General features: G+C 56.9%; 12 protein-coding genes and 1 tRNA gene. 6 read left to right on the forward strand and 7 right to left on the reverse strand.

Translation table 11 applies throughout. The annotated features are described in order from the left end of the window. Together VLM75_05670 and VLM75_05675 are read right to left on the reverse strand one after the other, a co-directional pair. On the reverse strand, positions 1 to 359 hold a 359-nt coding region (locus VLM75_05670; protein ID HSV96410.1), incomplete at its 3' end, for a DUF6713 family protein. After that, positions 359 to 1,342 (reverse strand): tocopherol cyclase family protein, encoded by a 984-nt coding sequence (locus VLM75_05675; GenBank protein HSV96411.1) that lies wholly within the window; start codon positions 1,340 to 1,342, stop codon positions 359 to 361. The genes VLM75_05675 and VLM75_05670, both read right to left, overlap by 1 nt. Positions 1,343 to 1,765: 423 nt before the next feature. On the opposite strand from VLM75_05675, the gene VLM75_05680 reads away from it, so the two are divergent. Beyond that, on the forward strand, positions 1,766 to 2,665 hold the full coding sequence (locus VLM75_05680) for a hypothetical protein (GenBank protein HSV96412.1): 900 nt from the start codon (positions 1,766 to 1,768) through the stop codon (positions 2,663 to 2,665). 55 nt (positions 2,666 to 2,720) lie between these two features. Continuing rightward, positions 2,721 to 3,875 carry a galactokinase gene (gene galK / locus VLM75_05685; protein HSV96413.1) on the forward strand — a complete coding sequence of 385 codons (1,155 nt, stop codon included), beginning with the start codon at positions 2,721 to 2,723 and terminating at the stop codon, positions 3,873 to 3,875. A 34-nt stretch (positions 3,876 to 3,909) separates the two neighbouring features. Here galK and VLM75_05690 read toward each other — a convergent pair whose 3' ends face one another. From VLM75_05690 to VLM75_05710, 5 genes are all read right to left on the reverse strand, one after another. Further along, entirely contained in the window at positions 3,910 to 5,157 is a 1,248-nt protein-coding gene (locus VLM75_05690) for an EAL domain-containing protein (protein HSV96414.1), read from the reverse strand. 164 nt (positions 5,158 to 5,321) lie between these two features. Beyond that, entirely contained in the window at positions 5,322 to 5,528 is a 207-nt protein-coding gene (locus VLM75_05695; protein ID HSV96415.1) for a hypothetical protein, read from the reverse strand. A gap of 123 nt (positions 5,529 to 5,651) precedes the next feature. Then, positions 5,652 to 5,725, reverse strand: a tRNA-Val gene (locus VLM75_05700). Between the two features lie 67 nt (positions 5,726 to 5,792). After that, positions 5,793 to 6,629, reverse strand: a complete 837-nt coding sequence (locus VLM75_05705; GenBank protein ID HSV96416.1) for a tetratricopeptide repeat protein — start codon at positions 6,627 to 6,629, stop codon at positions 5,793 to 5,795. Between the two features lie 145 nt (positions 6,630 to 6,774). Further along, positions 6,775 to 8,046 (reverse strand): XRE family transcriptional regulator, encoded by a 1,272-nt coding sequence (locus tag VLM75_05710; protein ID HSV96417.1) that lies wholly within the window; start codon positions 8,044 to 8,046, stop codon positions 6,775 to 6,777. A 236-nt stretch (positions 8,047 to 8,282) separates the two neighbouring features. Between VLM75_05710 and dut the strand changes: the two genes are divergently transcribed. The 4 genes from dut (at position 8,283) to VLM75_05730 (ending at position 14,664) form a co-directional block, all read left to right on the forward strand. Then, positions 8,283 to 8,717, forward strand: coding sequence for a dUTP diphosphatase (gene dut, locus VLM75_05715; GenBank protein HSV96418.1), 435 nt, complete (start codon positions 8,283 to 8,285; stop codon positions 8,715 to 8,717). Further along, on the forward strand, positions 8,714 to 10,372 hold the full coding sequence (locus VLM75_05720; GenBank protein HSV96419.1) for a ribonuclease J: 1,659 nt from the start codon (positions 8,714 to 8,716) through the stop codon (positions 10,370 to 10,372). Before dut ends, VLM75_05720 begins: the two co-directional genes overlap by 4 nt. 256 nt (positions 10,373 to 10,628) lie before the next feature. Continuing rightward, a complete protein-coding gene (locus VLM75_05725) occupies positions 10,629 to 13,301 on the forward strand; it encodes a DNA translocase FtsK (protein ID HSV96420.1) in 2,673 nt (890 codons plus the stop codon). A gap of 199 nt (positions 13,302 to 13,500) precedes the next feature. Further along, positions 13,501 to 14,664 (forward strand): ATP-binding protein, encoded by a 1,164-nt coding sequence (locus VLM75_05730; protein ID HSV96421.1) that lies wholly within the window; start codon positions 13,501 to 13,503, stop codon positions 14,662 to 14,664. The last annotated feature ends 402 nt before the right edge of the window (positions 14,665 to 15,066 follow it).

Consider the following 15,066-nt stretch of genomic DNA (forward strand, 5'->3'; position numbering starts at 1 on the left):
GTGAGCGCCCCCTGGGCGACCGATAGCGCGAGCGTGGCGGCCAGCATGAGGCGCGATATCGGAAGCGTAAACTCCGTGCGCCCCCGTCTGATAAACCAGGTGTGGGCGAAAAACGCAAAAATCCCCCCGCATGCGACGAGCAGGGATATTACGAGCCCCGCGGTTTCACGATCTTTCAGCGACACCAGCCCGTAGAGCATGGCGAAGAGGATCGGGAAATGGATGACGAGAAAGCCGGTGATTCCTCCCGGAAGCCGGAAGAGCTCCCATTCCCTCCAGTAGGCCGATTCGATCTCGTGGTTGATGAGCACAACGGAATTTGCCAGGTAAAGCCATAAAAGCGCGTTGTGCATATCCATCACTTCCTCCGCATGAGGTTGATAACGTCACCGACCGCTTCCATCCCCGCTGTTGCGTCATTCCCCTCGAAAAAAACGCGACCAGCGGAATCTTCAAGTCGCACCTCCAGGCTTGCGTTGCCGCACTCCTTGATGGGGCGGTTCATGGTCCCCATGGCGGGAGCGGCGAGGGCGCCGGTGGCGAGCTGCCGGGCCTTCACGGAGAGCCGGTATCTCCGGTCGGAGAGTGTTACGAAAAGCCGACCGTCGTCCATACGTATTTCGTCAATCCGGGCTCCCGTGTAGGTCATGAAGCGGTAGAGACTGCCGCCTTCGTATAAAAAACACAGAAAGCCGTTAAAATGCCTTCTCCTCCAGGGGATTTTCGCTATCGAGAGCATGAACGAGGCTTCCCGGCCCGGAAAGGTGTTACCCTGCAGCCATATCCATGACTCGGGAAAGGAGACTCCCCAGTCCTTTTCGATATAGCCCCTTCCTCCTTCGAAGCCGATTGTATCGGAATCTATGGTTATGCTTCCCGAAAGCCGGTGTCCCATGGAGACGACTCCATGGTAACACTCCATCGAGGGGACGAACGAATACCATCCCATAATGCCGGGGGAAAGTATTTTTACGGGATAGGGGCGCGTGTCGACGAACTCGAGAGCGCCTTTGACGCGCGTTCCCCGGGAGGCTATGTCAAGCGACATACCTTCGGCGGAAAAGCGGCATGCGCCGATGCCAATCTCGAAGCGGTCATTACTCCATCTGAATTCGGACAGGTCGTACGAAAAATAGCGCGATTCGCCGGTCATCCCGTTGATCATCTGTATAAAGGCGTGGCGGTCTCCGGACAGTGAAATGCCGGGGATGAACGCAAGCACCCGGCGCAGGTCGGCCGATACCTGCTTGAAGTACCAGCCTTCGAAGTAGCCGTCCCTTTCGAGCGTGCCCTGGAATACGGCGGGATTGTAAGTCTTCGCTATCGTGGAATAAATACTCATCTGGCCCGATTCTACGGTGACGTGCGGAATTTTACAATTTAAAAAACAAATATTTCGTAAAACCGAAGCACTTGTCGACAATTATCCACAATGTAGACACAAACTAATCCACAATGCGATAATAACGCCGTTGTTCGGTCATACCGTGATATCATGTGTGCGACCTGATCATTAACGGATTATTATTAATATTTTTATTATGAACAACGCGAAAGCGTGTGGTGATTTGAGAGGTCGCGTGCGGGGGTTCCGGATAGGCGTTTTTTTCGTTTTTATTGTTCGCTTTTTCAAATTTTCATTGACTTTAAATTAATTTAAATATAAATGATTATCAATTAATTTCACAGAAATTAATTGATAATCCAATTGTTCCCATTGGCGCTTCCTGGACCGTATACATAGAAAAGGGAGAATCTCGTCGGCATGAAACATACCCATGGTGAAGCCGGGCGCCAGTGCGATAATGAAATTAATTTACTCGTTCGACAGGTCGTTTCAATGGATTTTTCCCGCGACAGGATCGCTAAAGAAATAGACAGAATGTTCGTGAATCTGCCGGGCGCCGAGAAATCGGCGCTGTTCTCCGTTGTGGTAAACCGCAGCTGCGAGCAGGCATGGATGTATGACGGACGTCCGCGTGCGGGTGGTTTCGTCAGGACGCTTGCTCGTTTCGACGACTCCGTTTCGATGGGCGGACTGGAAGGCTGCTATGCGGTCAGGCTGTGCAGATTCGTTGCGGAGACCATTAAAAAAAACGGAGCGCGGATGGTTCCCGGCAGATGCCTGGGGCAGGAGTTCTACGACGGTTGCGTCCGGGCCATCGCGGATACGGAACTGTTCAGGGAATCGGGTGATTCGGAGCTTCTGGAGATATATGCCAAGCAGTGCGTAATTATAATGAAGGCGGCGGGAATGATCGAAACCGCCGGCGCGTCCGCGCTTATCAGCCCGGAGTATACGGGGGAGAACATCTTTCCCGTCCTGTTTGCGGCGTTCTGGGGCAAGGTGCGCTGGGAGGACATCTTCCCCTCAAATCCGGCGGTGGCGCGCGAGCTCAGGCACAACAGGCACATACTGATCGACCTAATCATGCGGCAGAACGGCCGCTTCGACCTTGACTCTATTGCAGGCGAATTTTTCGATCTGACCGGCTTCGGCGCCCGCGACGACGTTTTTCTGATATCGTTCCTGGATTTTTACCTGTTCACCTGGTTCAGGCATTTCGCCCTGATTGAGTACGCCGACTCGAGCGAGTGTGACGCCGTGTGCATCCACACAACCGACCAGGGCAAAGCCTTTTTCAGACACCTCCAGCGCGTCTGATCGCGCAGTACGGCAATCCTAAAACGACGTTCTGCCAACTCCCATGAATGATCACGTGAAACGGCTCATAGAAACGCATGGCTCGGCGTTCCCGGACACGGGGCCGGGGCGGGTATTCTTCTGTCCGGGGCGGATCAACCTCATCGGCGAGCACGTCGATTACAACGGCGGTCATGTCCTGCCCGCGGCAATCGACAGGGCCGTGTACCTCTGCATGTCGAGGAATGCACAAAAATGCTTCCGTTTTAATGATGCGGGATTCGATGCATCGGGCGAGCTGCCGCTTTCACTTTTCAAGGGGGGCGCGGACGTGCCGAAGGTCTGGCTGTATCCGGCCGGGGCGCTCGCCCTGGTCCCAGGCGGCTGGGAAGAAGGCCTCGACCTGAGCTACCTGAGCACAATCCCGCCGGGAGCGGGCGTCTCGAGTTCGGCCGCGGTCACCACGGTCACACTCTACGGGGCGTTTTCGGTGCTCGGCATGACCATCGATATGGTCGAGCTGGCGAGAATGGGGCAGCGGGTGGAGCGGGACTATGCGGGGGTCGCCTGCGGCATAATGGACCAGTTCGCGGTCATTCACGGCAGAAAGGACAGCGCGATGTTGCTCGACACGCGCGACCTCTCATTCGAATACCTTCATATCAATTCGTCGCGCATCCATTTCGTACTCGTCAACAGCGGCATCAGGCATTCGCTCCGCGAAAGCGGCTACAACGACAGGCGAAAAGAATGCGAATCGGCGCTTGCGCTGTTGCGCGGCATGGGCGCCGGCATCGATCACCTCTGCGAACTGGGTCCGGCCGACTTCGAGCGGCTTGCGCCGGAATTGCCGGCCGTGGAGCAAAAACGCGCCCGACACGCGGTGACGGAGAACGCGCGCACACTCGAGTTCCATCGCCGGATGAGGTCTGGGGACTATACAGGGGCGGGCGCGTTGTTGTACGTGTCACACGCGAGCCTTAGGGACGATTTTGAGGTAAGTATTCTGGAATTGGACCGGCTGGTGGAATGGGCCGTGCCGGTGCCCGGTGTTTTCGGGTCGCGGATGATGGGCGGCGGCTTCGGCGGGTGCAGCATCACCATGGTCGACTCGGGCGCCGTGGAGGAATTCGTACGGAAGATCGAGGTAAAGTTTCGTGAGGCGCATGGCGCGGGGCCCCAGATTTTCGACTGCACCATCGGCGAGGGTGTCGGGGAACTCGAACCGTAAGGGAGCGTTATTCCGGCGGCCTTCGCGGGCGCGGCTACGCGGTAATACCATTATCCTGTATGATGTCCAGGCACAGGATCCGCTTGCGGAAATTGACGTCGCGGAAAGCGACCGAGACGGTGATGCAGATGTTCCGCGACGCGAGCGAGATGTAGGGCGCGGTGGTGTACTTGGCCAGCCCTGCCGCCAGCAAAAAGTAGTAATCTTTGGATGACTGGTCGGTCCCCCTTTTCCCCGGCTGGAAAAAGAACCCCTTCGAAGCGCTGCCGCTTATCCCGGTGAAAATGGTATCGCTTGCCTGTATGCCGTCCTCGTCAAGAATATAGGCGCATTCCAATTCGGGGTGCGGCCTGATGAGCGCCGCAAGCGTTGCGTCGTATTCCTCCTCGGAAATGCGCGAGAGCTCGCTTATGAGCGTATTGATGATCTGGTTGTAGCTTCGGTGTCGGAATTTCTTGGCGGTGATGCGCCGTACGGTCCCTTCCTTGAAGCTCGCGGCGACGGTATCAATCTTTTCGTCAATGCCGTCCATGAGTGTTTCCATCTGAGGTCCGGGTTTCGCGAAATAATACCCCTGCAGCATGTCGACACCGAGCTCGAGTGCGATGACAGCCTCGTCCATCGTCTCGACGCCCTCGGCGATGACGAGCGAGCCGATGCGGTGGGCCAGGGCGACGAGCGATTTGACGATTTCGCCGCTGTGATACTGCCCGGCGGCGCTCTGAACAAGCGACTTGTCAATTTTAAGGATGTCGGGCTTGATGATCGAGATGCGGTCGAGATTCGACAGCCCCGTGCCTATGTCGTCGAGGGCGATGAGGAATCCGTACCCCCGGTAGAGTGCCACGAATTTTTCAAGGGCCTCGATGTTTCTTATTTTCGACTCGATGATTTCAATGAGCACCTTGCCGGGCTGCATGCCGAGCGAACGGGCGAGTTCCCTGAGATGATTTGAGCCGACCGTTCCCTCGTCGAGTATTGATGGATCGAGATTGACCGAGAGAATGTAACGGTCGGGATCGTTATTGAACGCGCCGAAACCTTCAAACGCCTTCGCCCGGCAGAGGCGGTCGAGGTCTGTGGTGAGATTTTTCTTTTCGGCCGCTTCGAATAGCGCCTGAGGAGGGACCAGGTCGGCGCCTGTTTCCGCGACGCCCCGGCCCAGGGCCTCGAAGCCGAGTACCGATTTTTTTTTAACCGAAATGATCGGCTGAAAAAAGGAAACAATATCCCCTCTGTCAAGAATTCCGCGAATATCGATAACGTTTTCGGTCCTGTGCATTGGAAACCCCGCAGGGCAGGTTAGTTCGTACGTATGTTATACATGCCTGTCCCGGACGGCTATTTATTCAAGGAAAGGAAGCGGAGAATGTCAACAAATAAGATTATTTTACCTTCCATTAACAAAACGCCCGTCGCCTGAAGGCGGACAATGGCGCGGGGTGATCAATCGGGAGATCGCGGATCGAAGGCGGTTTCGTATTCCATTGAGAGGTATTTACACAGGACTTCATCGGTAATATAGCCCTCCTCGACGAGGATCATGCCGATGAGTTTGTTGGAATTCTTATGGATGTCGAGCGACCGGCAGGCCTGCTCGGGAGTGAGTTCGTTGTTACCGACGAGAATGTCTAACAGTACCGGTTTAGCCATAGCCTTACCCCGTTGGTGAGCCTTTCGACGGCGGCGGCCGCCGTGATGCGGGCAAGCAGGGATCTTTATATTTCCTTCCGGTTCCGCAAAACACCGCGGTGCGATGCGACGCCTGACGGGCTGTGGGCGATGCTGGACTCGAACCAGTGACCTCCTGCATGTGAGGCAGGCGCTCTAACCGACTGAGCTAATCGCCCCGTCGCGAAAACCATGGCGTTCCAACGGCGGATGTCAAGCATTATCGAAAAAAAGCGATTCGCCTTTTCAGTTAAGGATGCTTTTTCTCGCCTCGAAAAGGATGTCGATCGCCCTGTCCGAATCCCCCGCCAGGAGATAGCAGAGGCTGAGGCTGAGCAGACCGTCCCGGTCTCCGGGTATCGCCTTTTCTTCCAGCGCGGCGATCTTGTCCTCAATCGTCCCATACCGGTCGGTGTAGATCTCGAGGGGGATCGAGCGGATGAATTCGTCGTAGGAGCGGTAGTCGTCTCCTTCGTCCCGAAGCGATTTGATTTCGCTCAGGGACTCGTCGAGGCGGTTCATGCGATAGAGGACGTCCGCGCGGAGTTTTCTCGCGCCGCCGTTGGCGGAGTCCGCGGCGAGGATGCGGTCTATGAGGTCGAGTGAATGTTCGTAGTTCTTCCTGTCCAGCTCGATGATGGCGAGCGCGGTGAGCGCCACCCGGTTGCCGGAATCGAGCTCGAGCACCCGCGCGAAGCAGGACTCCGCGGCCGCGTGGTTGCGCAGGCGGCTGAACGAAAGGCCCATGACCAGGAGGGTGAGCGTGAACGAGCCATTCTGTCTTCTGGATTTTTCGAGCTCCAGCACGGCCTGCTTGTATTCGCCCGTCTTGTAAAGAAGGCTTCCCATGTTGAAGTGGACAAGGTAATCGTCGCCCAGATCGAGCGCCTTGCGGTAGCAGTCCATCGCCTCGCTGAGGCGGTTCATGCGCGAGTAGAGCGATCCGAGGTTAAGGTACGCCTCCCTGTTCGAGGCGTCGATTTCGATCGCCGCCATATATTCGTGCATCGCCATGATGTAGTTCCCCTCCTTCTCGAACTGCAGGGCGTTGTTAAACCGTTCGAGCGACGCGAAATTGTGCATGCGCCTCCTGCTGTGTCAAACCAGCGGCTTTCAGCGCCCCGGGAACGGTCCCGTTCTCCTGATACAGTATCGGCCGCTTCGGGGCGAGGGAAAAGCGAAAATATTATGTCCCCACGACAATGGCGCCGGGCGCGGCGCTGATGCGTTAAAACTGGATGTAAACGAATTCGCAGTCGTTTTTTCCGTGATTGCTCCATTTCTCGATAAAGGAGCGCTCGAGGAGGATGGAGTCGCCCTTGCGGAACAGGTGCTCCTCTCCGTCGACGGTAAGCGAAAGCGAGCCGTTTACGACGATGATGAATTCCTTGCCCTTGTGCATTAGAATGGGCCCCTCGACAGACTGGTTTCCCTCCAGAACCACATGGTACGGCGTGAAGCCCGGCCTTTTTTCGTCGGCAAGGCCCGTTACCAGTGCGTTTTTCGACGAAAACCGGCGAGCATCCTTTTTCCTGAAAATGGAAAATCCCCTGTCGTCGTTATCCAGGAGGCCGGCGGTTACGAAGTGTTCGAGGGGTTTTTTAAAATTGGCCGCCAGGTGGACGAGGGTGTTGAGCGAGGGCATGATGAGGTCGTTTTCGATCTGAGAGACCGCGCCGGGAGTCATGCCGAGGCGCGCGGCGAGCTCCGCCTGCGTGATGTTCGCCGCTTTTCGCAGTTCCTTCACCTTATTGCCAATCTTGAAAATATCGCCCCCGGGCGTCTCCTCGAAGCGGATCTCCCTGTCTATGATACGGAATCCGTGGGGCGTGCTGATGTTAGTCGATGGACGGTCCTCGAGCTTGTGTATTTTAAGTGCGTAATAATCGGAGCTGGTGTTGTAGACCGACAGTACGATCTGGGTGATGTGCGTGAGGCCGGCGATGAATTCCCTGGAATGGGCCTCCTGTTCGAGGATCCAGTAGGCGATGGTGTTCATTTCATAAAGTTTGGGGCAGGTGAAGGCGAAAAAATCGAGCACGGAGCGCTCGTCGCGCCAGAGCTCGTTCATGCCGGTGAGGCTGTCGAAGATATAGAACGACCCGTCGCGGTGATTTGTTTGAACGTCGTTCAGGGTGGCGATAAAGGAGTTGATGTCGCGCGGGTCCTGGATTCGGATAATGCGCGAGAGGTCATAGTCTTCCTCGTTGTGGTAAAAATCGAGAAAGACCGGGTCGCCGTTGCCCTTGCCGTTGGTGAAGGCGTCGATGAGTATGAAATTGAAGTTTTTGAATATGTCGTCGAAGCGCCTGCAGATGGTGTGCGGCGAGTAATTGAAGTTGATGTATATGATGGAGTTCTGAAAATCATTCGACCTGGTGAAGAAACTTTTAATGAAGTACTCGACCGGAACCGCGTTGGCGATCTGCCAGACGACGTTGTCGCCGAGTTTGATGCCGCTTATCAACATGTCGAGATGCTTTATCCCCGTGCTGATCATGGTCCCCTGCCGGTCGTTCGGTTGCGTTTTCCGCTTAAAGTAGCACCAGGCAGTCGCCACGTCAAGGGCGATACGGATAATTTGTCCGCGGTGAGCCGGGCGTAACGGGGAGAGGGTTGACGATTAAAAAAAGTGTTTACCCTGACGGCGATATGGGTGGATTATCCTCCTGTGTATACATTGTCTCTGAAAACAGGGCCCTCGCGCCCTCGAAAGCGGCAGGAAGGCGGCGCGAAGTGATACCGGTCAGGATTACCGTACTACCCGGCGCGGCGATACCGGCCTATCAGACGACCGGCGCCGCCGGCGCCGATGTGTTCGCCTGCGTGGACGAACCGGTTCCGATCGCCCCCGGCGCCGTCGCCCTCATTCCGACCGGCATCGCCGTTCAGATCCCGGAGGGATATGAGGCTCAGATTCGCCCGAGGAGCGGACTGGCCCTCAGGCACGGCGTCACCTGCCTCAATACGCCCGGCACGATCGATTCGGACTACCGAGGCGAGGTGAAGGTGATCCTGGCGAATTTGGGCGGCGAGGCCTTTGTGGTAGAGCGCGGCATGAGGATAGCGCAGATGGTGTTCGCGCGGGTGTTCCGGGCGGAATTTATTCCGGCGGACTCGCTTTCACGGACTGAGAGAAACGAAGGAGGATTCGGTCACAGCGGAACATGAAACAGGTAAAAGATCAGTGCATTAAGATAATGCCCCTGGGCGGGCTCGACGCCATAGGGAAGAACATGACGGTCTTCGAATACGGGGACGATATCATCGTCGTCGACTGCGGCATCATGTTCCCGACCGAAGAGACGCCGGGGATCGACTTCATCATCCCCGATTTTTCGTATATCGTTAAAAACCGCCACCGCATAAAGGGCATACTCATAACCCACGGGCACGAGGACCATATCGGCGCGGTCCCGTTTCTGCTTAAAGAGGTCTCGGCGCCGGTCTTTGCGACGCGGCTGACGATAGGGCTGATACAGAGCAGGCTGGAAGAGCGGCCGCCCCGGCAGAAACCGACCTTTATAGAGGTGACACCCGGAAATAAAATGCAGGTGGGCGCCTTCATGGTGGAGTTTATCCGGGTTAACCATTCCATTGTCGATGGGGCGGGCATCGCGATCGGCACCCCGGTGGGAACCATCATCCATTCGGGGGACTTCAAGATCGATTTTTCGCCGGTGGACGGCATGGTTACCGACATATACAAGTTCGCGGAATACGGCGAAAGCGGCGTGCTGCTGCTCATGTCGGACAGCACCAACGCGCTCCGCAAGGGGTACACCCGCTCGGAGAGCATTTTAAACGAGAGGCTGTTCGAGATTTTTTCCTCGGCCAAGGGGCGCATCATCGTGGCGACCTTCGCTTCGAACATCCACCGCATCCAGCAGGTGCTGGATGCCGCGCAGAAGTACAACAAGCGGGTCGTCATCAGCGGCATTACGATGCTGAAGAACGTTGAGATCGCACGGAGCCTGGGTTATCTCGACTACCACGACGACCTGATCGTCGAGGTGGCCGAGGCGAATTCGCTTCCCGCCAAAAAGCTCGTTATCATCTGCACGGGGTCCCAGGGAGAGCCGATGTCGGCGCTCTCGAGGATGGCGTCCAATACACACCGGCACTTCGCCGCCGGTGCCGGAGACACGGTTATCATCACCGCGTCGGTCATCCCGGGGAACGAACGCATGGTGTACACGGTGATCAACTCGCTCATGAAGATGGGCTGCGAGGTTTTTTACGAGCAGGACAAGGACCTGCACGTGTCGGGGCACGCCTCGCAGGAGGAGCTCAAGCTCATGATCTCGCTTACGAAGCCGAAGTTTTTCATGCCGATTCATGGCGAATACCGGTTTCTGCGCGCGCACGTGCGTATCGCCGAATCGCTGGGAATAAAATCGTCAAGATGCATTATCGCCGGCAACGGCGACATCCTCGAGCTCTCGAAAAAGTCGTTCGAGAAGACGGGCGAGCTGCATCTTGGCCAGATATACGTTGACGGCCAGGACATTGAGGACGTGGGAAACGGCGTCATACACGACCGCAAGTCCATGTCCACCGAAGGGATCGTGCTGGTGGTTGTTGTAACGGCAGAGGGGATGCTCGTCCGTCCGCCGGAGGTGGTGGCGAAGGGTTTTGTGGCGGGCAAGAACATCAAGGTGATCGACGCCATCCGTACGGACGTACAGGCGCAGACGCACCGGATGCTTGCCGACGGCGCGCAGGATAAGGAGATCGCCGTGTTTTTGAAGAAGCACCTTAAAAACTCCATCTTCCGCCTGACCAGGCGCAATCCTCTCATAGAAGTACAGGTGATGGACATATAGCACGCTCCCGGGAGTGCGCATGGCCGGCGTTGGCCGCGCGTTCAGAAGGACGTTTGAGCGGGACGGCGCCCGGTGCGCGGTAAACATCACGGACATTTCCCCCTTTTTCCGCTTTTTAGCCGAGCCCCGTTTCCGCCTCAATTACGGGTCGCAACCTGCCGATACTATACCAGGGCTCGACATACGAAGGGGGCAAGGTGCGCCCTCGCGCGGTTTCTTCGCGCAATCATCATTCGAATACTATCGGAGGCGGTGCGTGTCCAGCGATCGGCGTTTTCAGGAGATCACAGGCGTATTCATATTTCTCTTTTCGCTGATGCTCCTGCTCGCGCTCGCGAGTTTTTCGATCGACGATTACCGTCTGCTCTCCGAAAGCAGGCCGGTGGGCAACCTGATGGGCCCGTTCGGAGCGTGGATCTCGAATTTTCTACATATAGCCTTCGGAATCTCCTCGTATATCCTGGTCGCGATCATGGTGCTTGCCGGCTGGCACGTCGTTAAAAAGGGGAACATTGCCGGATCGATGGAGCGCATCTTCGCGCTCTCATTTCTGCTGGTGAGTTTTGCCGCGCTCTGCGGGCTCTTCGGACGCGACGCCGTGCCCCAGCGGGCGGGTGGATATGTAGGGTTGTATCTAACGCAGTTTTGCTCTCACTTTATGGGTAATGTCGGCGGCGCGCTCGTGGTGGTGGTGCTCAATCTCGCGGCTCTTCTCATGCTTGGCGTTTTCTCGCTTTCATCGCTTTTCATCGCCTTTCCGGGCGGAAAGCTACAAGCGGCGGTACGCGGGGCCTTTATCATGCTCCAGCGCCGCCGGGACCCGGATGCCGCGCCGCTAACGCGAATCGACGAAGAGATGAAAAAGAACGCAAGGCGGGCGGCCAAGCCGCCCTGGGTGGTCAAGCGCCGTGTCCACATTTACCGCGGGAGGGTGATGGGCGAGGAAGAGGACGCGTTTCCACGGGGTATCGGGCTGCTTGAGTTCAGGGCGCCATCCGCGGATGGCGAACGCCGGGAGGAAGGGAGCTGTGCGGCGTATGCTGATGTTGAAATGAACGCCGATGGCGTCTACGAGACCGAGATCATCGAAGCGCGGCGATCTTCCGACTTCGCTGACTGGAGTGAGGCGTACGAACCCGAGGCGGCAACGGAATCGAGACGTGATGGTATTTCGCAGACCGCGGACGTCGCGGACGACGCAAAACCGCATGAGGTCCCCGAAATCCATGAAGAGGAACACCCGGCGCCGGTGGATGAGGGCGAGATCGAATACAACGAGAAGCCCGTCGAACCGCCGGTCGCAACCGACCGGCTTCGATTCGCGGCCCTGTCCGATGACGATACGATTCCCGAAGCGATATCGGCAGAAGACCGGGAAGCCGTAGCGGCGGCGGCAACCGTTCGTTCCGGGGCCACCGACCGGCGCGAAGCCGAAAGCACCCGCGCGAAGAAAGGGGCGGGTGAAATCCAGCAGACCTTCGATTTCGGCGACGAGGAGACGGGGCCGCGCGTCTTCGAGACGATCGCCATCAACCGCGATTACATCATACCGGCGGCCTTTCTGCAGCCCTCGTCGGCATCGGACGCCGAGAGCTGGAAGAGCGAGATCATCAAAAACTCCGAGCTCCTGGTCAACACTCTGAACGATTTCGGGATCGAGTCGCGCGTGGTGAACGTCAACCGGGGGCCGGTCATTACGCTCTACGAAATGCAGATTGCGCCGGGGATAAAGGTGAACCGCATCGTGGGCCTTTCGGACGACATCGCCATGGCGCTTTCGGGGTCGCGCGTGCGCATCGTAGCGCCGATCCCGGGAAAGTCGGCCATCGGCGTGGAGGTGCCCAACAGGAAGCGCGAGATGGTGAACCTGGGAGACATCATCACCGCGAAGGAATACCAGTCCTACCCCGGAAGCCTGAAGGTGTCGCTGGGCAAGGACATTTTGGGAAAGCCCGTCACGCTCGACCTCAAGAAGCTCCCGCATTTGCTCATCGCCGGCGCCACCGGCAGCGGCAAGTCCGTGTGCGTAAACGCCATCATCACAAGCCTCATCTACAATTACGATCCGAACTACGTGCGCTTCATCCTGGTCGACCCGAAGATGGTGGAGCTGCAGCTCTACAACGGCATCCCGCACCTCCTCACGCCGGTGATCGTGGAGCCGCACGTGGCGCCCAAGGCGCTGAAGTGGGCGATGTACGAAATGGAGCGGCGGTATCGGCTTCTGTCACAGATCAACACGCGCGACATCGAGCGCTACAACCAGAAGGTGGCGGGCTACGGCGACTCGTACGAGCGGCTGCCGTATATCGTCGTCATCATGGACGAGCTCGCCGACCTCATGATGGTGGCGCAGAAGGAGATCGAGGGATTCATCACCCGCATCGCGCAGAAGGCGCGCGCGGTGGGGATCCACCTGGTGCTCGCCACGCAGCGGCCGTCGGTCGACGTGATCACCGGCATCATCAAGGCGAACTTCCCGGCGCGGATCGCCTTCCAGGTGGCGCAGAAGACCGACTCGCGCACCATCATCGACCAGAACGGCGCGGAGAAGCTGCTCGGCAAGGGGGACATGCTTTATCAGTCGCCCACGAGTTCGTTTCCGGTGCGCATCCAGGGTGCGTATGTCTCCGAGGACGAGATTCAGGTCGTGGTTAAGCACCTGCGCTCGCTCGGCAGTCCCAACTACATCGACATCGACGCGGGCATCTTCGAGGAGGAACTGTCGGGCGATGACGACGGCGACGATGACGAGCTCTTCGTGGAGGCGCTCAAGATCGTGGAGGAGACCAAAAAGGCCTCGGCCTCGTACCTGCAGCGGCGCCTTTCGATAGGCTACAACCGCGCGGCGCGCATAATCGAGCTCATGGAAGATAGAGGCTACATCGGCGCGCAGCAGGGGAGCAAGCCGCGCGAGGTGTATGTGTGATTCAATCGTTATAGTCACGGGTTCAGTGCTAAAGCAACGGTAGCCCGAGCGCCCCATTCTAAATTCCGCATATTTCTCTCCAATTGTCTGTACTTCATAGCGCTTGAACCTCCGATTTCTCTCGATCATTTTTGCGACAATTCTAAAGTATTATTTAGAATTGTCTTGACAATTCTAAAGTATTATTTAGAATTATCGCATGAGATATATAAGCGAAAATTTGCAAAAAGACCTGACTAAAAAGATGGTGATTCTCTCCGGGCCGCGCCAGTCCGGAAAAACGACGCTCGCGCGGCATATCGCCTCAGGGACCGGAGGCCTGTATTTTAACTGGGACGTACGGAGCGACCAGAAAACGATTCGCGATATCGCCTGGGACAAATCCGCCCCGCTCGTCGTTTTTGACGAATTGCACAAATACCCGAAATGGAAAAATTTTTTAAAGGGCGTGTACGATGCACACGGCGGGAAACAGTCCATACTGGTTACCGGAAGCGCCCGGCTCGACACGTTCAGAAAGAGCGGCGATGCGCTGACCGGGCGCTTTTACCACTACCGCCTGCATCCTGTCGATCTGCCCGAGGCCCTTCGGCATTTCAACGATGACCGTACACTGGGCGAGGACGAATGCCTTTCGCGACTGCTGACCGCGGGAGGCTTTCCCGAGTCCTTCCTGAACCCGGACGACGCCGAGCGGCTGCGAAACAACCGCTTCGACGTGGTCGTTCAGGAAGACCTGCTGGACCTCTCGAGAGTCAGCTCGTTGCGGGGCGTAAGCCTTCTCATAGAACTGCTGCGGGAACGGGTGGGCTCGACCCTGAACTACGAAAACCTCGCGAAGGACCTCTCCGTGAGCCCGCCGACCGCCAGGGCCTGGGTGGAGCTGCTTGAACGGCTGTATGTAATTTTTCTGGTATATCCCTATACGAAGAATTTGAGCAGGAGCGTCAGGAAGGAATCGAAGGCGTATTTCTACGATTGCGCCTCCGCCTATAACGGGGAGGGCGCCCGCCTTGAGAATTGCGTCGCCGCCGCTCTGCTGAAATACCTGCACTACCTGGAAGACACCTCGGGAGTAAAGGGACGACTGTGCTGTTTCCGGGACAGGGAGAAGCGGGAGGTGGATTTCGTCGTGGAAGTCGACCGGCGGGTGCGGTGGATCATCGAGGTAAAGACGGATGACGAGGCCCTTCATAAAAATCTGCTGTACCTGAAAGAGCGAATTTCCCCCGGGGAGAGCCTCCAGCTGGTGAAAAACGCCGCAGGAGTGCGGGAGGTCGAGGGGGTGCGCATAGTACCACTCGCCGGATGGCTTGGCGGGTTGTATGACGGGAACAAGCGGACGCCCCCTCCGCGCAAATAGACGGCACCGGGCGGCCGCTTTTGGGAAAGGGACCGCGCGCGAGACGCATAGTTTAAGTAACGTCTTTGGCCCGATCTATGCAGTATAAAATGCGTTATACGATAATATAGCGCTCGTTTATGTAAGGGAAATCCTTACATAAAAATAACGAAAATCCTTACACGGATAACTCTGGTTTATTACTTTACAGCATATGTCAAGATACTGTAATTATTTACAAAAGAAAAAGTGGATATTTGGATTTGCCCGGGAGCACAGAGAAAAAAAAGATCCCGGATGCAAAAATACAGCCGGGCGCTATTGCTTTGAATGCGCTTTAATGGTGCTTCTGAAGAGTGACCCGGATGAAAAGGGGCGATAGTTTTAGGGGGTCACTCCAAAACTGTCCTTGACTGACCATGC

It is taken from the genome of Spirochaetota bacterium (assembly GCA_035477215.1).
Classification (GTDB): Bacteria; Spirochaetota; UBA4802; order UBA4802; family UBA5368; genus MVZN01.

Excerpts from the sequence above, each read along its gene's own strand:
- VLM75_05675 (HSV96411.1), bottom strand. The coding sequence starts at position 1,342 with ATGAGTATTTATTCCACGATAGCGAAGACTTACAATCCCGCCGTATTC.
- VLM75_05710 (HSV96417.1), bottom strand. The coding sequence starts at position 8,046 with ATGATCAGCACGGGGATAAAGCATCTCGACATGTTGATAAGCGGCATC.
- VLM75_05690 (HSV96414.1), bottom strand. The coding sequence starts at position 5,157 with ATGCACAGGACCGAAAACGTTATCGATATTCGCGGAATTCTTGACAGA.
- VLM75_05680 (HSV96412.1), top strand. The coding sequence starts at position 1,766 with ATGAAACATACCCATGGTGAAGCCGGGCGCCAGTGCGATAATGAAATT.
- VLM75_05705 (HSV96416.1), bottom strand. The coding sequence starts at position 6,629 with ATGCACAATTTCGCGTCGCTCGAACGGTTTAACAACGCCCTGCAGTTC.
- VLM75_05695 (HSV96415.1), bottom strand. The coding sequence starts at position 5,528 with ATGGCTAAACCGGTACTGTTAGACATTCTCGTCGGTAACAACGAACTC.
- VLM75_05720 (HSV96419.1), top strand. The coding sequence starts at position 8,714 with ATGAAACAGGTAAAAGATCAGTGCATTAAGATAATGCCCCTGGGCGGG.
- VLM75_05730 (HSV96421.1), top strand. The coding sequence starts at position 13,501 with ATGAGATATATAAGCGAAAATTTGCAAAAAGACCTGACTAAAAAGATG.